Source organism: Flavobacterium urocaniciphilum (genome assembly GCF_900110615.1).
Classification (GTDB): domain Bacteria; phylum Bacteroidota; class Bacteroidia; order Flavobacteriales; family Flavobacteriaceae; genus Flavobacterium; species Flavobacterium urocaniciphilum.
Window position 1 is genome coordinate 207020 of sequence record NZ_FOEI01000001.1, and the last position, 19734, is coordinate 226753.

Annotated in this window: 20 protein-coding genes; 5 read left to right on the top strand and 15 right to left on the bottom strand. The window is 30.2% G+C overall.

All coding sequences use genetic code 11. The features are described from left to right. The 8 genes from BMY86_RS00990 to corA form a co-directional block, all read right to left on the bottom strand. Complete coding sequence (locus BMY86_RS00990) at positions 1-630, bottom strand: class I SAM-dependent methyltransferase (protein WP_245745581.1); 630 nt, start codon at positions 628-630, stop codon at positions 1-3. Next, on the bottom strand, positions 615-740 hold the full coding sequence (locus BMY86_RS13195; protein WP_262487549.1) for a hypothetical protein: 126 nt from the start codon (positions 738-740) through the stop codon (positions 615-617). Before BMY86_RS13195 ends, BMY86_RS00990 begins: the two co-directional genes overlap by 16 nt. 15 nt (positions 741-755) lie before the next feature. Continuing rightward, positions 756-1256, bottom strand: coding sequence for a hypothetical protein (locus tag BMY86_RS00995; protein WP_091463933.1), 501 nt, complete (start codon positions 1254-1256; stop codon positions 756-758). A gap of 11 nt (positions 1257-1267) precedes the next feature. After that, entirely contained in the window at positions 1268-1744 is a 477-nt protein-coding gene (locus BMY86_RS01000; protein ID WP_091465539.1) for a DUF6428 family protein, read from the bottom strand. Positions 1745-1825: 81 nt separating this feature from the next. Continuing rightward, positions 1826-2149, bottom strand: a complete 324-nt coding sequence (locus BMY86_RS01005; RefSeq protein ID WP_091463936.1) for an ArsR/SmtB family transcription factor — start codon at positions 2147-2149, stop codon at positions 1826-1828. A gap of 54 nt (positions 2150-2203) precedes the next feature. Next, positions 2204-2584, bottom strand: coding sequence for a nuclear transport factor 2 family protein (locus tag BMY86_RS01010; protein ID WP_091463940.1), 381 nt, complete (start codon positions 2582-2584; stop codon positions 2204-2206). A gap of 66 nt (positions 2585-2650) precedes the next feature. Next, on the bottom strand, positions 2651-3184 hold the full coding sequence (locus tag BMY86_RS01015) for a DUF1003 domain-containing protein (protein ID WP_091463943.1): 534 nt from the start codon (positions 3182-3184) through the stop codon (positions 2651-2653). A gap of 18 nt (positions 3185-3202) precedes the next feature. Continuing rightward, a complete protein-coding gene (gene corA, locus BMY86_RS01020; protein ID WP_091463947.1) occupies positions 3203-4267 on the bottom strand; it encodes a magnesium/cobalt transporter CorA in 1065 nt (354 codons plus the stop codon). Positions 4268-4352: 85 nt separating this feature from the next. Here corA and BMY86_RS01025 point away from each other — a divergent pair, with 85 nt between their 5' ends. Both BMY86_RS01025 and hutI read left to right on the top strand, forming a co-directional pair. Then, on the top strand, positions 4353-5456 hold the full coding sequence (locus tag BMY86_RS01025) for a hypothetical protein (protein WP_091463951.1): 1104 nt from the start codon (positions 4353-4355) through the stop codon (positions 5454-5456). Beyond that, the gene (hutI, locus tag BMY86_RS01030; protein ID WP_091463955.1) at positions 5456-6703 is read left to right on the top strand and encodes an imidazolonepropionase; all 1248 of its coding nucleotides are present in this window, start codon (positions 5456-5458) and stop codon (positions 6701-6703) included. Before BMY86_RS01025 ends, hutI begins: the two co-directional genes overlap by 1 nt. A gap of 235 nt (positions 6704-6938) precedes the next feature. Here hutI and BMY86_RS01035 read toward each other — a convergent pair whose 3' ends face one another. Both BMY86_RS01035 and BMY86_RS01040 read right to left on the bottom strand, forming a co-directional pair. Beyond that, positions 6939-8612: an RluA family pseudouridine synthase gene (locus tag BMY86_RS01035; RefSeq protein ID WP_091463958.1), complete on the bottom strand. Its 1674-nt coding sequence runs from the start codon at positions 8610-8612 to the stop codon at positions 6939-6941. Between the two features lie 117 nt (positions 8613-8729). Continuing rightward, entirely contained in the window at positions 8730-10898 is a 2169-nt protein-coding gene (locus BMY86_RS01040) for a S9 family peptidase (protein ID WP_091463962.1), read from the bottom strand. Positions 10899-11222: 324 nt separating this feature from the next. On the opposite strand from BMY86_RS01040, the gene BMY86_RS01045 reads away from it, so the two are divergent. Together BMY86_RS01045 and lpdA are read left to right on the top strand one after the other, a co-directional pair. After that, on the top strand, positions 11223-11678 hold the full coding sequence (locus tag BMY86_RS01045) for an Lrp/AsnC family transcriptional regulator (RefSeq protein ID WP_091463965.1): 456 nt from the start codon (positions 11223-11225) through the stop codon (positions 11676-11678). A 103-nt stretch (positions 11679-11781) separates the two neighbouring features. Continuing rightward, a complete protein-coding gene (gene lpdA, locus BMY86_RS01050; protein ID WP_091463969.1) occupies positions 11782-13185 on the top strand; it encodes a dihydrolipoyl dehydrogenase in 1404 nt (467 codons plus the stop codon). Positions 13186-13334: 149 nt separating this feature from the next. Here lpdA and BMY86_RS01055 read toward each other — a convergent pair whose 3' ends face one another. From BMY86_RS01055 to katG, 5 genes are all read right to left on the bottom strand, one after another. Beyond that, positions 13335-13913, bottom strand: coding sequence for a hypothetical protein (locus BMY86_RS01055; RefSeq protein WP_091463972.1), 579 nt, complete (start codon positions 13911-13913; stop codon positions 13335-13337). 71 nt (positions 13914-13984) lie between these two features. Next, the gene (locus BMY86_RS01060) at positions 13985-14242 is read right to left on the bottom strand and encodes a DUF6952 family protein (RefSeq protein ID WP_091463975.1); all 258 of its coding nucleotides are present in this window, start codon (positions 14240-14242) and stop codon (positions 13985-13987) included. A gap of 78 nt (positions 14243-14320) precedes the next feature. Further along, positions 14321-14629, bottom strand: coding sequence for a thioredoxin family protein (locus BMY86_RS01065; protein ID WP_091463979.1), 309 nt, complete (start codon positions 14627-14629; stop codon positions 14321-14323). 84 nt (positions 14630-14713) lie between these two features. Beyond that, entirely contained in the window at positions 14714-15349 is a 636-nt protein-coding gene (locus BMY86_RS01070; RefSeq protein ID WP_091463981.1) for a peroxiredoxin, read from the bottom strand. Between the two features lie 297 nt (positions 15350-15646). Continuing rightward, positions 15647-17845, bottom strand: a complete 2199-nt coding sequence (katG, locus tag BMY86_RS01075; protein WP_091463984.1) for a catalase/peroxidase HPI — start codon at positions 17843-17845, stop codon at positions 15647-15649. 179 nt (positions 17846-18024) lie between these two features. On the opposite strand from katG, the gene BMY86_RS01080 reads away from it, so the two are divergent. Beyond that, positions 18025-19725, top strand: coding sequence for an APC family permease (locus BMY86_RS01080; protein WP_091463987.1), 1701 nt, complete (start codon positions 18025-18027; stop codon positions 19723-19725). Positions 19726-19734: the final 9 nt, after the last annotated feature.

Below are 19734 nucleotides of genomic sequence, written 5' to 3' on the forward strand. Positions count from 1 at the left end.
TTATTTCTTTTTAAAAACACAAAAAATAAAATTTTGAATCGTGTCAAATGGTGTTTCATGATTTGCGTTAAAACACTCAGATTTTTCAAAACGATCTCCAAAAGTTAATTCACACTTTTGCTCAGAATATTGTGATATTTCTAATCCACTACATTTAGTAGGTCCATTTTCAGAAAAAGTACCTATAAATAAATATCCATTATTTGATACATGTTTTGCGACTAAATTTTGATAGGTTTTTATTTCGTTTTCTGTTGTTAGAAAATGAAAACTTGCTCTGTCGTGCCAAACATCAAAAGTAATTTCTGAATTAAATTCTAAAATATCAGAAGCAATAAAAGTTACTCTATTACCTTTTTCTCCTAATCTGCTTTTAATGCGCTCAATTGCGTTTTCAGAAATATCTAATAGAAATAAATTAGTATAACCTAAATCTAATAAACTATCAATTAAATAACTATCTCCACCACCAATATCAATAATTTTGGCATCTTTTGGTATTTGATGATCAGTAAAAAAATTAATTGAAATTTCTGGTTTTTGTTGGTACCAACTAACTTCATTTTCTTTTTTTGTGGCAAATACGTTTTCCCAATGTTCTTTTTTACTTTTCATTATACTAATAGCCATAATAAGTTGATAATTGTAAATCGAGCATCAAATCCGAATGCAATGTTTAAGGCAGTTATTCCTAATGTTATGACAATTGGTTTTTTATATTTTAAAATTAATTCTTTCATTTTTATGATAAACTATTATTTGCAATTTGTTTTTTCAGCGCAGCAAGATACATCTGTTTTTTCAGATTCAGAAGCACATTTTTCAGTTGACGTTGTGTTACTAGTTTGAATATTTGAGTTGTAATTTTGAATTTCAAAATACGTAAACATGAAAATACTGGCAATTAATCCAATCCAAAACGACCAAAAAGGAAATGTTTTATGTAATGGCTTTTTGGGTGAATCGCATCCACAATCGGTGTTGCATGAATTGATGTTTTCAAATTTTGGTAATACATAAAGTTTGTAATACGAAATTGTAAACGCTATTGTACTTATTACTAATAATAATGGGAATAACGATTTCATTAATGGTGAAGCTGTTAAACTTGCCGTTGAAACTCCAAATAAAGATGCAATCGGACTAACGCAAATTGCGGTACAAGCACCACTTTTACAAACGGCAAAAAATAAAGGTATTGTTGCAGTAATGCTACCTGTAAGTGTAGTCCAAATTGATTTAATTTTATGTAACATATTTTACTTTTTTAACAACATGAAGAATTAGGAGCACAACAAGAAGTTTCTTTTTGTTTCCATTCACCAATTTTTACTTTTGGTTTGCTTTCAGGAATGCCACATTTGTCATTTGCTAAACAAGCAGTAGTTTTCGGTTTTAATTGAAAATAGTTTCCGTCAAAATCTAAACTAAATTTCCCAATTGTATCTTTCATTTGATATTCAACTTCAATTTCTAAATCTGGAATTTGTAGTTTTTCTTCAGAAAGTTCAATAATGTGAATTAATTTTTCTGGATGTAAGCGATGGTCATAATCATTTGCTTCCCAAAATTGGAAATTGGCAACTTCTTCAATGCGAACAGTTCCGCCGCAATCGATAAAATGTTTAGTTATTTTTCCTACTTCCGTTACATGAAAATGATTCGGAACTAAATCGCCATTTGGTAATTGAAAAGCTATAGCTTCTAGCTTTCTTAACTGATTTTTAATTTCTGATAGTTTCATAGTCATTGTGAGGAATGAAGCACCTGTACATTACAAACGGACGCAGTAATCTCCTCAAATTTTAGTTAGACAAAATTTTAATTAACAACATTTATTTTCTAAACTTATTGAAACACCCATGAAATATCTTCCAACTTTAGAAAACATTTCTTTGTTTAAACAATAACAAATTGATTTTCCTTCAATTGTTCCTTGAATGATATTTGCGTTTTTCAATTCTTTTAAATGTTGAGAAATTGTCGGCTGAGCTAAAGGTAATTCGTTAACAATGTCGCCACAAATACAAGTATCAACTTTTAGTAAATATTGAACAATAGCTACACGTGCTGGATGACCTAACGCTTTTAAAACATTAGCTAATTCATTTTGTTCTTCAGTGAAAGAAGCCGATTTTGTAATTCCCATATCGTAATATTAATATATTGCAATATTACGATAATAAATCGAATAAAAAAAGGTTTAATGAATAAACCAAACCTTTTTAATTAGATTATTGTCTATAAGATAAATAGCAGTTCCTGTGAAATTATATTTATCGCTAGTCACTTTTTCATTATCAATAACATAATTTCCTTGAATAATTCTTTCAAGTAAAGTGGCACGATTTGTTGGATTTGTTTTGAAAAAAGAAGCATATGATTTTCTTAATTCTTCCTTTCCAACTAAATAAGGTTTTTCTTGACCGAATTCGAAAATCTCAACATCATCAGCATATGTTGCTACAAAAGTTTCAATATCTTGTTTGTTATAAGCGTCAAATTGTGTTTGAACAATTTTTTCAGCATTATTTTGTGAAAATGAATATATTGAAAAAAGTAAAAGTAAAGTTAAGTATCTCATATTTGAAAAATTTCTTATAAAAATAATATTTTTGCGATTATTTTAATGACAAATTACATCTTAATACTATTTTAGTTTTTCTTCTATTTTTTTAAGGATTTCTAATTGCTTAGCTTGGCTATCAAATAAAACTTTAATTTGTTCTTCAATTAATAAATCGATTTTTTGGTTTAAGGCTCTAATTTCTAATTCCGATTTTAAATTAATTAAATAATCGTTTTCACTGCGTTTTCTATCTTTTTCTTCTTGGCGGTTTTGACTCATCATAATAATTGGAGCTTGTAAAGCAGCAACACACGATAAGATTAAATTCATCAAAATAAAAGGATAGGGATCGAAAGTTAAGTTTTTTAAGGCTAAAGAATTGAAGACAATCCAAGCAACTAATACTATAAAAAAGGAAATGATAAAGGCCCAACTTCCTCCAAAATTAGCAACTTTGTCGGAAATAATCTGACCCTTAGTTAGTTTTTCAGTTGGTGGATGTAATAGGTTGTTTAGAATTAATTGTTCTTCTGAAATGGCTTTTTTTACAATTTCTTGAAGTTTTTTCAATTCAATATCTTCTGATTCTAATATTTTTTTGATTTCATTTTCCATCTTAAAAGAAATTTAGAATTAATACCATCTTCTTTTCTTAAAATAAATTATCATCCCAATCAATAAAATAAACATCGCTGCTAAAATGATGAAATAGCCATATTTCCAATGTAATTCGGGCATATTGTCGAAGTTCATTCCGTAAACTCCAACAATAAACGTTAACGGCATGAAAAACACAGAAACAACTGTAAGTGTTTTCATTACTTCATTCATTTTATGACTTTGTAAGGAGAAATAAAAAGAGGAAGCACTTTCTAACGAATTTAAATCGGCGTCAATTTGATCTAAAAGTTCTAAACATTTTTGATGTAATCTTGAAAAGAAAGAATAGTTTTCAGGAGCAATTACATTGAAAACATCATCTTCTTTCATGCTTTTTATGGAATATAAAGAATCGCGAAGTGGGACAATAGAACGACGTAAAAAATTTAAATTATCTCGATGGCATTCAATGTCTTCTAATATTTTTGGGTTAGGTCGTGCTTTAATTACGTCAATAACTTTGTCAATTTTTCCTTCTTCACTTTCAATAGTAATGTAGAAATTTTCCATTATAGCATCTAATAATAAATACAATAAATAGTCAACTTTACGTTCTCTTACAATTCCAGCATGTTGACGCATTCTTTCACGAATGTGTACAAAGAAATCGCTCTTTTTTTCTTGAAAAGAGAATAGAAATCCATCTCGTAAAATAAAACTAATTTGTTCTACATCAATACCATCAGATTCGGGTAAAAGCGACTTAATATTAAAAAATAACGTATGATTGTATTCGTCAACTTTTGATCGTTTCAGAATGTTTAAAATATCACTCAAAATGAAATCGTCAATAGCGAACTTTTCTCCAATTTCTTTAATTAATTCGATATCACCTAAACCATGAAGATTGATCCAATTGTTTTTAGAATCGTCTAAGTGTTTATTTAATTGCGATAATTTAATGTCTTCAAATTCCGATAATTCTTCAGAATTATATACAAATAATTGCATTTCTGGTTTCGTATCTGCGTGTTCTCCAGTGTATTCTATTAAAGTTGGAACAACTTTTCGACCTTTTTTGTATAATAGTTTTCGCACTTTATTTTAAATAAGTAATTTTACCCTATCACAAATATAGCTAAAAGTTATGCAAACCTTACTAATAAACATCGTTCAATAATTTATGTTTAAAAAAATAGTAATAATCATATTTGTTTTATTTCAATTCCAAGCATGGTCACAAAACAACAAGTTTATTGGAAATATAAAAACAATTAAAGAGAAATTAATTTATTTGGATAGTGAAAGAAAACCCAAATTAAATGAACCTTGCCTTGATTGTGATAATGATTCTTATTATCAATATGGAACAAGTATAGAGCCATCATTAAATGAACACACTGAGATATTTGATGAGCAATGGATTGCAGCTCCTTTTTCAAATTATAAAAATAAAGTTATTATTTTTAGTAAAGAGAATTTAAAAACCGAGGAAATTCTTTTTGAACATACAAAAAAAGTCAGAGCAAAAGTTCAATATAATTATAATGATGCAAATCAGAAAATATCTGAAGTATTGTATAATAGGTATCTCGGACATTCAATTAAGAATCTTAATTACGATAAGAGCAACAATTTAAAAACAGAATTTTACACAACTGATAATTATAGTGTTTTTAAAAATTATTTTTATGAAAATAACGTAAAAGTAAAAACTGAAATATACAATCAAAGTGGATTTAAAAATCAAATAATTCACAAAGAAACTGATTCATTAGGATTTAGAATTCAAGAAAATTATAGAATTTCAGACAAAATTGACAATTATAAATTCAATAAATTTGATTTATACCTAAAAAATACATTTGATAAAAATAATAATTTATTAATCACTAATTATTATCAATTAGATTCACTAAAATTAGTAAATACGTTAAGTAGTTTTTATAAAAATGGACTTATCATTAAAGAATTAAGAAAACAAAAAAAGAAAATTAATATTGATACCATTGAATATAGTGATGATATCACATATTACGAATATGACATAGATAACCATCTAATAAAAAAAGAACGATTTATTAATGGAAAGTCATTTCAAAAAACAACATACAAATATTCAAACAATTTGCTTAATGAAGTTTTAAGTAATAAATGGTGTGAAAAAGAATATAAAATAAATTTTAAATATAAATTTGATAAAAAGGGGAATTGTGTAAAAGAATATAAATTTGTAAACGATAAACCAGCTTATTTATTAAAAAGAAAAATCCAATATTATAACTAATGCAAACCTTACTAATAAACATCAAACAATTACTACAAGTTAGAGAAACATCAATTGCTAAAGTTTCAGGAGCAGAAATGGCGCATTTACCGCTATTAGAAAATGCTTATTTAGTTATTGAAAATGATCTTATTTCCGATTTTGGATTGATGGAAAATTGTCCCAAATTAGAAAATGCTACCGTAATTGATGCTTCTGGAAAAATTGTATTGCCAAGTTTTTGTGATAGTCATACTCATATTGTGTATGCTGGTAATAGAAGTGGAGAATTTGTAGATAGAATTAATGGTTTGTCTTATGAAGAAATTGCGAATCGTGGTGGTGGAATTTTAAATTCAGCAAAGAAATTAAACGAAACTTCGGAAGATGAAATTTACAACCAATCGAAAAAGCGTTTAGAAGAAGTGATTTCTCAAGGAACAGGAGCAGTAGAAATTAAATCGGGTTACGGTTTAACAGTGGAAGGCGAATTGAAAATGCTTCGTGTGATTAAAAAATTAAGAGAAAATTATCCGATTGCAATTAAGTCGACTTTCCTTGGAGCTCACGCTTTTCCAACAGAATATAAAGAAAATCATCAGGCCTATATAGATTTAATTATCAATGAAATGTTGCCAAAAATTGCTGCTGAAAATTTAGCTGATTATATTGATGCCTTTTTAGAAACAGGTTATTTTAGTGTTTCTGAAACAATTCAAATAATGGAAGCGGGAAAAAAATATGGTTTAACTCCGAAAATTCACGTCAATCAATTTACAGCTATAGACGGAATTAAAGCTTGTGTGGAACATGGAGCTTTGAGTGTAGATCATTTAGAAATTGTAACGGATGAAGATATTGAAGTTTTAAAAGATTCTACTTGTATGCCAGTGGCTTTACCAAGTTGTTCGTATTTTATTTCGATTCCGTACACACCAGCAAGACAAATGTTAAATGCTGGTTTACCATTGGCTTTAGCTTCGGATTTTAATCCAGGAACAACGCCTTCTGGAAACATGCATTTTGTGGTGGCAACAGCTTGTATCAAAATGAAAATGACGCCTGAAGAAGCTATTAATGCAGCGACAATAAATGGAGCTTACGCGATGGATTTAAGTGATTCACACGGAAGTATTACTAAAGGTAAAAAAGCCAATTTTATAGTTACCAAACCATTACATAGTTATTATGAAATTCCGTATTGTTTTGCTACGAATTTGATTGATAGTGTTTGGTTGGAGGGGAAAGTTTTTGGTACACAGATTTAACGGATTAAAACGAAATTAGCCATTTATGTTGTAATATTAATTTCTACAATAATTGGTTTGTTTTATCTGTTCGGTATTTCTTTTTTGATGTATTTTGGAAAAACTCAGAAAATGGAAGTTGATGTTTCAATTGATAATCAATTAAAAATTAATTATCTACTAATTTTTATCTTTTTGTTTATACTAGTTTTCTCAATTAATAGGATTCGAACTTAGTCACTTTGTAACTTAAATTTTAAAACTCCGCTTCTACTAAAATCTCCATTACTTCTTTTGAAATAGGATGTTCAAACTGAATGTATTCGGCATGAAGATGTAATCTGTCGGCTTTGTCTCCGTATAAATCGTCGCCAACAATTGGGGTGTGTAATCCTAAACTATGAGAAGCATGCACACGTAACTGGTGAGTTCTTCCGGTAATAGGGTAGAAGTATACTTTTGTTTTTCCGTTTTTCACTTCTATGGTTTTCCATTTGGTTTGAGCGGGTTTACCATATTCGTAACAAACTAATTGTCGAGGTCTGTCATCTAAATCTACACGCAAAGGCAAATCGATATACCCATGTGTTTTTTCTAATAAGCCATCTAACAAAGCAACGTATCTTTTTTTAATGGTTCTGTTGATAAACTGACTTTGTAGTTTGATATACGTTTCTTCATTTTTCGCGATAAGCATAATTCCGGATGTCGACATGTCTAATCGGTGGACAATTAGCGGACCAGTCGCATCAGGATATTTTTCCGCCATTCGAGCGTAAACCGAATCGGAAATGGTTTTACCTGGAACCGATAAAAACTCAGCTGGTTTGTTGATTGCTAACATGACATCGTCTTCATAAACAACCTCAATATCTTTTCCTTCAGCTGGGTTGACTTTAAAAGGATTTTCGTCCATTTCTAAACCTAATAACATGTGTTCCATTAAGATAGGTTCGCATTTGCTTTTACATGCTGGATAGAAATGTTTGTGTTGGCGAACTTCCGATTTTGGCGATTGTCCCCACCAAAACTCAGCCATGCAAATGGGTTTTAATTCGTGTTGAAAGGCGTAATGTAATAGTTTTGGAGCAGCACATTCTCCAGCGCCTGCAGGTGGATTATCATTAAAAATTTCTCCAATACTTTTCTTTTCTTTAAATTGATTTAGAAACGAATATTCGGCAAATAATTTTTGTTGTAATTGAGATGATTTGGCTTTTCGTTCTTCTTTTAATTGGTTGATTTCAGATGTGAAAACTAAAACCTTTTCTTCTAAAGATTGTAAGGTTAATTTCCAGTATTTGGTCATTTTTTTCAACAAAATACTTTCTTGTTTACTGTCTTCCGATAATTCAAAATTAAGATGTTGTAATTCTTCTTCGGATAGCGTAGGAGCAAGAGAATTTCTCTTTTCGTCTCGAAGTATTTTTTGTTCTTTAATTCTAGTTTTTTGTTGTTGTAATTCAGATTCAGCTTGAATTTTTGAATTTTTTAAATTTTCTAAAGCGTTTAAATACTGCCCATCTTTTTCCAAACTTTCAATCTTTCGATTGTATTCGTTTAATAACTTTTCTTCTTGAAGAAAAAAGCTATTTTCTGTAAGCATGTCAAAAACCGTTGGAACAAAATAATTATGATGGTTTTCATTTGCTAATTTCCCAGAGAAAGCCCATAAATAACCTAATTCTCCTTTATTATTCTGACAAACCAATACGCCAAACATTTTCCCAATTACCAATCCAGTTTGAGTGTCGTTTAATCCGAAATTATGCTCAAAATCGGTTTGTGTATCTAAATACATTTGTAATTCAGAAGCAGCAATTTTACTCAATTCATGTGGTTGATAATAAAATGGAAATGTAAATTTTTCAGGTAACGAAATTCCTGAAATATCGGTTTGAAAGGATTGAAAAAGTGCTAGGTTTTGCATGGGACAAAGATATAATTTAAAAATTCCAAAAAAGAAATTTCAAATTCCAATTTAAATAAATAAAAAAATCCGCTTACTTTATTGTAAACGGATTTTTAATTTTATCATAATTATGTTTTATTTCTTCAAATGCACATCAAAATAATCTGCAATTTTTGCATACATGTGAATTCTATCTCTTCCACCTACATTGTGTTCGTGGTTTGGATACAAGAAATAATCAACTTGTTTTCCGGCTTTTATAGATGATTCAATAAAATTCATACTGTGTTGTTGTACAACAACTGGATCTTGTGCTCCATGAATAATTAATAATCTTCCTTTTAAGTTTTTCACTTTATCTAATAAAGATGTTTTTGCATATCCTTCTGGATTGTCTTGAGGTGTATCCATATAACGTTCACCGTACATGATTTCGTAATATTTCCAATCGATAACTGGTCCGCCAGCAACTCCAACTTTAAAGGTATCTGGCTGAGATGTCATTAATGAAGTTGTCATGAATCCACCAAAACTCCAACCGAAAACGCCAATTTTATCAGCATCAACAAACGATTTAGATTTTAAGTATTTCACACCTTCCATTTGATCTGCCATTTCATTTACACCTAAATTTCTATGGTTTACATCACAGAATTTTTTTCCACGAGCATCACTTCCTCTGTTGTCTAAAGTAAATACTACATATCCTTGTTGCGCCATATAGTAATCGAAATAACCACCACCACCTAACCAACGATTGGTTACTAATTGAGCGTGTGAACCCCCATAAACATAAACCATTACAGGATATTTTTTAGTAGCATCGAAATTTGCAGGATAAATAATTCTTCCGTTTAAAGGAGTTTTTCCATCTGCAGAAGTAATGGTAACTAATTCCATTTTTGGCATATCGATTTTTCCAGTAAATGGATTTTCAGCTTTTACTAATGTTGTATTTGCCATTTTCGTTTTGATGTTTAAAATCGAAATTTCATTTGGCGTTGTAGTATTGCTATATTGATCTAAAACCATCATTCCGTCTGAAGAAACAGATGCGTTGTGTGTTCCCGAAACAGTAGTTAATTGTAAAGTTTTACCCGACTTAATATCAACTTGATACAATTGTCTGTCTAAACCATTATTAGCTGTTCCAATATAATTGATTTTAGAGTTAGTTGCATCAAACCCTACTAAATTAGTAACAACGACATCTTTAAAACCTAAGTTTTTTAATAATTTTCCATCTGTATTGTATAAATACATTTGGTTGAAACCGTTAAAATCTGTTTGATAAATAAATTGAGATGGATTGTTTGGTACGAAAGTTAAAGCATGTTGAGGTTCTACCCAAGTTGTTGCTTTTTCTTCGAATAATGTTTTTACGAAAGCACCTGTTGAAGCATCGTATTTATTAAATTTTAAATGATTTTGATCACGATTTAAAATACCAATAAAAATATATTTACCAGTTGGTTCCCATGAAACCATTGTTAAATATTGTTCTTTTGGTTCACCTGTTTGAATCGTAACTTTTTTACCAGAAGCCACATCGAAAATTACTAAAGTTACATTTTCGCTAGTCATACCCGCCATTGGATATTTAATATCTTTATTTACTGCTTCACGCTCATTCCAGTTGATAATTGGGTAATTTCCCACCATCGTTTCATCTTTACGATAATAAGCTAATTGCGTTCCTGCTTCGTTCCACCACATTCCTCTGTCAATTCCAAATTCTTGACGGTGAACATAATCTGAACCATTCACAATTGCTGGATTTTCATCGTTAGTTACTTCAATTGTTTTATTGTTAGAAGTAATTCTGATGTTATTATCTTTTAACCAAGCAACATTATTATTTTTTGTAAATCTTGCTTGTGTTCCTTCAATTGAATAGCTTATTGCATTTGTAATTTGTTTTGTAGTAACATCAAAAACAACTTTATAGTTATTTTTCTTGCCAGCAACTTCCGTTTCAAAAGTGTTTTTTGTTAGCCAAGTAATAGCTGTAGGGAACGTTCTTAATGAAAATTCATCTTCTGAGAATTTCGATTTTAAAGCCGATTCAAATTCAGCTTTAGTAGCTAAAGTAGTTTCTTTCCATCCGTTAGCGGCATTTTTTTCTAATAAATTAGCAAAATCGGTACTTAAATAAGTAACTGCTTTAGAGTCTTTTCTCCATTGTTGTGCTACTAAAGAAGTTGGTGCGTACTTTCTCGGACCTAAAACGGTTTCTTCAATAGTTAATTTTTGTGCAAAAGACATACTTCCTACTAAAAGGAAACTAAGTATATATTTTTTCATGGGTTAATTTTTTTCCAAATGTACTATAATAGTCGAAATAGTAAATTAAGTTAAGAAAATTTTAAGAAGATTTAAAAACAAAATCTTTATACAGTTTTTGAATAATTTTTTAAAAAAATAAGTGAAATTTGTTATTTTTTTATTTAAAATAATTAAATTTTTATTCTTGTCTTTTTTAATATTAAAATTAATTTTTCGGAAAATAGTTTTAAGAACAGAAAAATATTCTACAAAATAAACAATTTACGGATTCATAAATGTTATTTAATAAATTTATATTACATTTACCGAATAAAAAACAACAACACAACAACTAACAACAACATGGACTTAACAGACAAAAAACTTCTTGTTTTATTGCAAGAAGATTCTAAAAAAACAACCAAAGAACTTTCAAGTAAATTAAACCTATCTGTCACTGCTGTATACGAAAGAATCAAAAAATTAGAGCGTGAAGGAATTATCAGTAAATACGTTACGATATTAGATAAAAATAAAATCGATAAAGGATTTGTGGTTTTTTGTCATATTAAATTAATTAAACATTCCAAAGATTTAATTTCTGAATTCGAAAAAGAAGTTGTTTCCTTAAACGAAGTTTTAGAATGTTTTCACGTAAGTGGAGATTACGATTACATTTTAAAAATTTGTGTAAAAGACATGGAAGAATACAGAGAATTTATGGTTACAAAATTAACGACTTTACAACATATAGGAAGTACACATAGTACTTTTATGATTGGAGAAGTTAAAAATTCAACTTCATTTGTATTGAATTAAATTAATTGTAGTTTTTTGATTAAATATCAATAAGTATTTCCTTAAAAAACTTTACTTTTGTACCCGAAAATAATACAACATTCATTTTATAAACAAAATATTTATGAGTCAATTTGATGTAACCGTTATTGGTTCTGGACCTGGAGGATATGTTGCGGCAATTCGTTGCGCACAATTAGGATTTAAAACAGCAATTATTGAAAAATACTCAACTCTTGGTGGTACTTGCCTTAACGTAGGTTGTATTCCATCGAAAGCATTATTAGCTTCTTCTCATCATTATGAAGAATTACAACACTTTGCAGATCACGGAATTGAAGTTTCTGGTGATGTAAAAGTAAACTTAGAAAAAATGATTGCTCGTAAACAAGCAGTTGTTGACCAAACTTCTGGTGGTGTAAAATTCTTAATGGATAAAAATAAAATCACTGTTTTTGAAGGTTTAGGTTCATTTGAAAGTGCTAATTCAGTAAAAATCACTAAAAATGATGGTTCTTCTGAAGTAATTGAGTCGAAAAACATCATTATTGCAACAGGTTCTAAACCATCTTCTTTACCATTTATCAATATTGACAAAGAAAGAATTATTACTTCAACTGAAGCTTTAAAATTAAAAGAAGTTCCTAAGCATTTAGTAATTATTGGTGGTGGCGTTATCGGTATCGAATTAGGACAAGTTTATTTACGTTTAGGAGCGCAAGTTTCTGTAGTTGAATTTATGGATAGAATTATTCCAGGAATGGATGCTTCATTATCTAAAGAATTAACTAAAGTGTTGAAAAAACAAGGAATGAAATTCTATACATCACACAAAGTTCAATCGGTTGAAAGAGCTGGTGATGCAGTAACTGTAAAAGCTGAGAATGCTAAAGGTGAAATTATTACTTTAGAAGGTGATTATTCTTTAGTTTCTGTTGGACGTCGTCCGTATACAGATGGATTAAACGCAGAAAAAGCGGGAGTAAAAGTTACAGAAAGAGGTCAAATTGAAGTAAATGATCATTTACAAACTTCTGCTTCAAATATTTACGCTATTGGCGATGTTGTTCGTGGAGCAATGTTAGCTCACAAAGCGGAAGAAGAAGGAGTACTAGTTGCTGAAATTTTAGCAGGTCAAAAACCACATATCGATTATAACTTAATTCCTGGTGTTGTTTACACTTGGCCAGAAGTTGCTGCTGTTGGAAAAACAGAAGAGCAATTAAAAGCAGATGGTGTGGAATTTAAATCAGGAAGTTTCCCATTCAAAGCCTTAGGAAGAGCTCGTGCTGGTGGTGATACAGATGGATTTGTAAAAATCTTAGCTGATGCTAAAACGGATGAAGTTTTAGGTGTTCACATGATTGGTGCTCGTTGTGCCGATTTAATTGCAGAAGCAGTAACTGCTATGGAATTTAGAGCATCTGCAGAAGATATTTCAAGAATGTCTCATGCTCATCCAACATTCGCTGAAGCAATTAAAGAAGCTGCTTTAGCTGCAACAGGAAACAGAGCATTACACGTGTAATTACGTAATTTCAAAATATAAAAAATCCCAAATTCCAATTAGGAGTTTGGGATTTTTTTTGATTTTTGTTTGGCACGGATAATAAATCCACGCTATAGGATTCAAGGCTAAAATGAAATAATTAATAAAATCTTTCATAAATAGTTATTTTAAGTATACGACATAATAATCTCACTTTTCCATGATTCCTCATTAGATTTCTGAAAAAGAATTGTACATCCTCCACTAGGAAAATAATTGATATCTATTAAAACCTTTTTTTTATCTTTTGAAAATAAGGGTAAACTAAACTCGATATAATTTGAATTGCCATATTTTTTTGTATAGTTTCTAATAAATTCTTCTTTAACATTCGAAGACTTTGGGTCGATTAATTGGTTTAATTCTGATTTAGAAATTATTTTTTTAGTGATTTCTTTTTGTGAAATTTTAAAATCTTTTCGATTTTCTAGTTGTTCATCAAAATATTTATAATCTTCTTTATTAAAATATTTAGAAAATGATTTTTTAACATTTGAATTTAAAATTAATTGTGGAATTGAAGTTTTGTCAACAACAAAATTTAATTTACCTTCTTTTAATTCAGTTTCACCTAATTCATTTATAAGCATATTAATTATGAAATAAATTTCTTTTTCTGAAATTGTATCATTTTTTTTAATTAATGATTCCGTTTTCTGACAAGAAGTAAAAATTAAAGTTAGAAATAACAATATTTTATATTTCATAATTTAATGGAATAAAATTGATTTGATATTATCAAATATAAAAAAAACTCTCAATTGCTTGAGAGTTTTTCTTACTTATCGATTGCACCTAAAACGCGTTTCATAAAATCGTTTAGGGCTGTTTTTTTGTCTATTCCTTCTTTAACCATTTTGTGTATTTCAATGGCACCATACATATTGGAAATCAATTCTGCAATAACATCTAATTCTTCATCTTTTAACGATTCTAATTCACATAGATGTTCTAAAACTGCGATGGTTTCAACTAAATAATCTGCATCGTTTTCTTCTACAAATTGGTTTAAGTGTTTTATTACTGGTAGTTTCATTTTTTTTAGATTGTTAGATTTTGGACATGTTAGAATTTTAGATTTTCTAATAATCTAAGAAGTCTAACTCATCTAAATTTATATTACTTCAGCAACTAATTCTGCTAAAACTTCAGCTTTATTCGTTTGAGTTTGATTCACTAAAACACCATTTTTGAAAGCAGCAAATGTTGGTAAATTGTCCACATTAGCTAATTTTCTAGATTCAGTAAATTGCTCAGCATCTACCATTAAAAAAGGAACGTTTTCATTTTCAGAAGCCATTTTTTTAAATTTTGGTTTCATAATTCGGCAATTACCACACCATGATGCAGAAAATTGTACTAAAACCACTTCATTTGAAGCAATTACTTCTGCTAAATTATCTTTTTCTAATTCTAGGAACATAGTTTTGAATCTTTAAAAATTTCAAAACCCAAATTCCAACTTTAAGATTGGAATTTGGAATTTCAAAATTTGGAATTTTTATTTTTAGTTTTGGCTTAAATAAGCAGCAGTACTTAATCTATCAGCTGTCATAGCTTCTTTACCTGCTTCCCAGTTAGCTGGACAAACTTCACCTTTAGTTTGAATGTGCGTATAAGCATCAACCATACGTAAATATTCGTTTACGTTTCTTCCTAACGGCATATCGTTTACACTTTCGTGGAAAATTTTACCTGTTTCGTCAATTAAATAAGTTGCTCTGAACGTAACATTTGAACCTTCTAAAATTTCATCATTTAAAGCTTCGTTATAAACCCATTCTGAATCTAAAATATCTAAAGCTGCAGCTAAATTACGAGTTGTATCAGCTAATAAAGGATAAGTAACTCCTTCAATTCCACCATTATTTTTTGGAGTGTTTAACCAAGCGAAGTGTACTTCGTTAGTATCACATGAAGCACCAATTACAATTGTATTTCTTTTTTCGAATTCTGGTAAAGCAGCTTGAAAAGCGTGTAATTCAGTTGGACAAACAAATGTAAAATCCTTTGGATACCAAAATAAAAGAACTTTTTTGTTGTTTTTTGTAGCTTCTTCTAAAACGTTAATTCTTAAGTTGTCACCCATTTCTGAGATTGCGTCAACTGTAATGTTCGGGAATTGTTTTCCTACTAATGCCATAATTGTATATATTAATTGTTTTTAATTTTCGATTGCAAAATTAGGTAATATTATTAGTTAATCAAGTTGTATTTATTGTAATTACTTATTTTATGATAGGATATGTTTATGATGAGGTTTTTGAAATAAAAAAAGGTAGCTTATTGCTAAGCTACCCTTGATTTTTATTTGTTTTTTTGCCACGAATGCACAAATTAAAATTATTTTTAACTTTTGAATTTGTTCATCTTCGATGAAATTCGAATTAAATCGAATAATTAAAAAAAATAAATTCGTGAATTCGTGGCCAATAACATTTTAAATATCAAATCGATCTGCATTCATGACTTTGTTCCAAACGGCTATAAAATCTTTTACAAACTTTTCTTTGTTATCATCTTGCGCATAAACTTCAGCTATTGCTCTTAAAACAGAATTCGAACCAAAAACTAGATCAACTCTGGTGGCAGTCCATTTTGTAGCTCCAGTTTTTTTATCTACGATATTATAAAGATTAGTTCCTGCAGGTTTCCAACTATAACTCATATCAGTTAGATTTACAAAGAAATCATTGCTTAAAACGCCTTCATTATTAGTGAAAACACCGTGTTTTGTTCCGCCATAATTAGTGCCTAAAACACGCATTCCTCCAATTAAAACCGTCATTTCAGCTGCTGTTAAACCAAGTAATTGCGCTTTGTCTAACATTAATTCTTCAGGTTGAACAACATAATTTCCTTTCATGAAATTTCTAAATGCATCATTGGTTGGTTCTAAAACTGCAAATGAATCAACATCCGTTTGTTCTTGAGTTGCATCTCCTCGTCCTGCATGGAAAGGAACTTTAATGGCAAATCCACCTTCTTGTGCGGCTTTTTCAATTGCTGCACTTCCACCTAAAACAATTAAATCGGCAATACTTACTTTTTTGCTTAAACCAGCTTGAATTTCTGCAAGTTTACTTAACACTTTATGAAGTCTTTCAGGTTCATTAGCGACCCAATTTTTTTGTGGTTCTAATCGAATTCTTGCTCCATTGGCACCACCTCTATAATCGGAACCTCTAAATGTTCTAGCGCTATCCCAAGCTGTGTTGATTAATTCAGTTCTAGTTAAGCCACTATTTAGTAATTTCGATTTTAATTCTTCAACTTCAGAATCAGATAAAGTATAATCTACTTTCGGAATTGGATCTTGCCAAATTAATTCTTCAGTAGGAACATCTGCTCCTAAATATCTGTCTTTCGGACCTAAATCTCTGTGTGTTAATTTAAACCAAGCTCTTGCGAAAACTTCTGAGAAATAAGCTGGGTCTTTTTGAAAGCGCTCAGAAATAACTCTATAAGCTGGATCCATTTTCATTGCCATATCGGCATCTGTCATGATTGGATTGTGTCTTTTAGAAGAATCATAAGCGTCAACAGGTTTGTCTTCTTCTTTGATATTTATTGGTTCCCATTGCCAAGCTCCGGCCGGACTTTTCTTTAATTCCCAATCGTGATTTAATAAAATATCGAAATATTCATTATCCCAACGAGTAGGGTGGGTAGTCCAAGCACCTTCTAGTCCACTTGTTACAGCATCAGGTCCGTTTCCATTTCCTTTTGGATTAAGCCAACCAAAACCTTGATTTTCGATAGCTCCTGCTTCTGGTTCTGGACCAAGTTTGGATGCGTCACCATTTCCGTGTGCTTTTCCAACAGTATGACCACCAGCTGTTAAGGCAACGGTTTCTTCATCATTCATTGCCATTCTTTCAAAAGTAATTCGAACATCTTTAGCTGTTTTTAAAGGATCTGGTTTTCCATCAACACCTTCCGGATTTACATAAATTAAACCCATCATAACTGCTGCAAGTGGATTTTCTAAATCTCTTTCACCAGAATATCTTGTGCCTTCACTTCCTGTTTTAGCTAACCATTCTTTTTCTGCTCCCCAATAAATATCTTTTTCTGGGTGCCATATATCCTCACGACCTCCGGCAAATCCGAAAACTTTTAATCCCATTGATTCATAAGCCATGGTACCCGCTAAAATCATTAAATCGGCCCATGAAATTTTGTTGCCATATTTCTTTTTAATTGGCCATAATAATCTTCTCGCTTTGTCTAAATTTCCATTATCAGGCCAACTATTTAAAGGAGCAAAACGAAGATTTCCTGTTCCTGCACCACCACGACCATCTGCAATTCTGTAGGTTCCTGCTGCGTGCCAAGCCATACGAATCATTAATCCGCCATAATGACCCCAATCTGCTGGCCACCAATCTTGACTATCGGTCATAAATGCTTTTAAATCGTTTTTAAGGGCTTGTAAATCTAGTTTTTTAAATTCCTCAGCATAATTAAAAGTTTCTCCTAAAGGATTCGTTTTTGTATCGTGTTGATGTAATATGTCTAGGTTTAGAGACTTTGGCCACCAATCTTGGTTTTTAGTTGTATTTTCTGTTGATTGATTAACTGAACCACCTGAAAATGGACATTTGCCGCCTCCATGAGAATTTGTGTTGTTTTCCATAATGTAATAGTTATTAATTAGTTACATACAAATTTACACATTTGTACGATTTGTTGTATCATTTTTAATTATATTATTTTATTTTTAAATAGTTTTTGTTTATCATAATTTAATTTTAATAATCAAAAGCTATTTCAATTTTAATTATATATTTGCCTTCCTAACCAAAATATCCAAAAATGAAATTATTTAGAAGAAAACCAATTGCTACTATATTAAAAGAAGGAGGAGATGGAGAGCATTCTTCAGGATTAAATAAAGTATTGACTGTAAAAGATTTAACTTTCTTTGGAATTGCTGCAATTTTAGGTGCTGGTAGTTTTAGTAGTTTAGGAAGTGCTGTTTTTAATGGTGGTCCGGGTGTAATATTTTTATTTGTAATTGTGGCTATTGCTTGTGCATTTACAGCGTTTTGTTATTCAGAATTTGCAAGTAGAATTCCGGTTGCTGGTAGTGCTTATACTTATGCCTATTCAAGTTTTGGAGAATTATTTGCATGGATTATTGGTTGGGCATTAATTATGGAATATTCAATTGGAAATATTTATGTAGCGTATAGTTGGAGTGATTATTTTACTTCTTTATTAGGTCAATGTGGTGTACAAATGCCAGAATATTTATGTACGAGTTATATGGAAGCTTCTAAGGCTTTTAAAGGAAATGTTCAAGGTGAAGCATTAACTGCTTGGAATACGGCTACTGAAATTGGTGGATTAAAAATCATCTTAGATTTACCTGCTATTATTATCAATTTAGTAATCACTTACTTGGTATATAAAGGTGTAAAAGAAAGTAAAAACTTCAGTAATTTGATGGTTTGGATTAAGATGTTTGTTGTTGGATTAATCATTATTGTTGGAGGATTTTTAATATTTAAAAACGATTTATTCGGAAACTGGACACCAGATAATTCAGTTGGAATTCCGAGTTTCATGCCAAACGGATTTAGTGGTGTAATGATGGCGGTTAGCGGTGTATTCTTTGCTTATATTGGTTTTGATGCGGTAAGTGTTATGGCTGAAGAAAGTAAAAACCCACAACGCGATTTACCAAGAGGTATGATTTATTCATTAGTAATTTGTACTGTTGTTTATATTTTATTGACATTAGTTTTAACAGGTGCTGCTAATTATAAAGCTTTTGAAGGAATCGGTGATCCATTAGCATTTATCTTCGAAAAAGAAAATTTAAATTTACCATGGATGCACTTTTTAGTTGCTATTTGTGCAGTTGTTGCGATGACAAGTGTAATGTTAGTATTCCAAATGGGGCAACCTCGTATTTGGATGACTATGAGTCGCGATGGTTTAATGCCAAAACGTTTTTCTACGATTCATCCAAAATATAAAACGCCTTCTTATTCAACATTAATTACTGGATTAGTAGTTGGAGTACCACTTTTATTTACGGATAAAACGTTTGTATTAGACTTTACTTCAATCGGGACATTATTTGCTTTCGTATTAGTTTGTGGTGGAGTTTTATTAATTCCTAGAAGAGAAAAAGAAGCAGGGAAATTCCATTTGCCTTATATTAATGCAAAGTTTGTTTTTCCAGCTTTAGTAGTCATTTCAATTTTATTAGTGGTATCATTTGTGCCTGATTTTTTCTCAAATACTTTTGATTTTGAAGGTGATAAAATGGCTACAAATTTACCGATGGTTGTTTTCTTTGTTTTAATTGTAGTAATGATGGTTTTATCATATTTGAAAAACCTTTCATTAATTCCGCTTTTAGGATTAATTTCTTGTTGTTATTTATTAACAGGAATGGCCGTTTCAAACTGGATGTGGTTTGGAGTATGGTTAGTAATCGGTTTAGTAATTTACTTTTCATTTAGTTACAAAAACAGTAGATTGAATGTAGAACCAGCTGAATAAGCTTTATAG

Bases quoted from the DNA above. Each gene is read 5' to 3' on its own strand.
- hutI (WP_091463955.1), top strand. From the start codon at position 5,456: ATGCAAACCTTACTAATAAACATCAAACAATTACTACAAGTTAGAGAA.
- BMY86_RS01055 (WP_091463972.1), bottom strand. From the start codon at position 13,913: ATGAAATATAAAATATTGTTATTTCTAACTTTAATTTTTACTTCTTGT.
- BMY86_RS13195 (WP_262487549.1), bottom strand. From the start codon at position 740: ATGAAAGAATTAATTTTAAAATATAAAAAACCAATTGTCATAACATTA.
- BMY86_RS01040 (WP_091463962.1), bottom strand. From the start codon at position 10,898: ATGAAAAAATATATACTTAGTTTCCTTTTAGTAGGAAGTATGTCTTTT.
- BMY86_RS01035 (WP_091463958.1), bottom strand. From the start codon at position 8,612: ATGCAAAACCTAGCACTTTTTCAATCCTTTCAAACCGATATTTCAGGA.
- BMY86_RS01010 (WP_091463940.1), bottom strand. From the start codon at position 2,584: ATGAGATACTTAACTTTACTTTTACTTTTTTCAATATATTCATTTTCA.
- BMY86_RS01015 (WP_091463943.1), bottom strand. From the start codon at position 3,184: ATGGAAAATGAAATCAAAAAAATATTAGAATCAGAAGATATTGAATTG.
- BMY86_RS01025 (WP_091463951.1), top strand. From the start codon at position 4,353: ATGTTTAAAAAAATAGTAATAATCATATTTGTTTTATTTCAATTCCAA.
- BMY86_RS01065 (WP_091463979.1), bottom strand. From the start codon at position 14,629: ATGTTCCTAGAATTAGAAAAAGATAATTTAGCAGAAGTAATTGCTTCA.
- BMY86_RS01060 (WP_091463975.1), bottom strand. From the start codon at position 14,242: ATGAAACTACCAGTAATAAAACACTTAAACCAATTTGTAGAAGAAAAC.
- BMY86_RS00990 (WP_245745581.1), bottom strand. From the start codon at position 630: ATGGCTATTAGTATAATGAAAAGTAAAAAAGAACATTGGGAAAACGTA.
- BMY86_RS01000 (WP_091465539.1), bottom strand. From the start codon at position 1,744: ATGAAACTATCAGAAATTAAAAATCAGTTAAGAAAGCTAGAAGCTATA.
- BMY86_RS01070 (WP_091463981.1), bottom strand. From the start codon at position 15,349: ATGGCATTAGTAGGAAAACAATTCCCGAACATTACAGTTGACGCAATC.
- katG (WP_091463984.1), bottom strand. From the start codon at position 17,845: ATGGAAAACAACACAAATTCTCATGGAGGCGGCAAATGTCCATTTTCA.
- BMY86_RS01005 (WP_091463936.1), bottom strand. From the start codon at position 2,149: ATGGGAATTACAAAATCGGCTTCTTTCACTGAAGAACAAAATGAATTA.
- lpdA (WP_091463969.1), top strand. From the start codon at position 11,782: ATGAGTCAATTTGATGTAACCGTTATTGGTTCTGGACCTGGAGGATAT.
- BMY86_RS01045 (WP_091463965.1), top strand. From the start codon at position 11,223: ATGGACTTAACAGACAAAAAACTTCTTGTTTTATTGCAAGAAGATTCT.
- BMY86_RS01080 (WP_091463987.1), top strand. From the start codon at position 18,025: ATGAAATTATTTAGAAGAAAACCAATTGCTACTATATTAAAAGAAGGA.
- BMY86_RS00995 (WP_091463933.1), bottom strand. From the start codon at position 1,256: ATGTTACATAAAATTAAATCAATTTGGACTACACTTACAGGTAGCATT.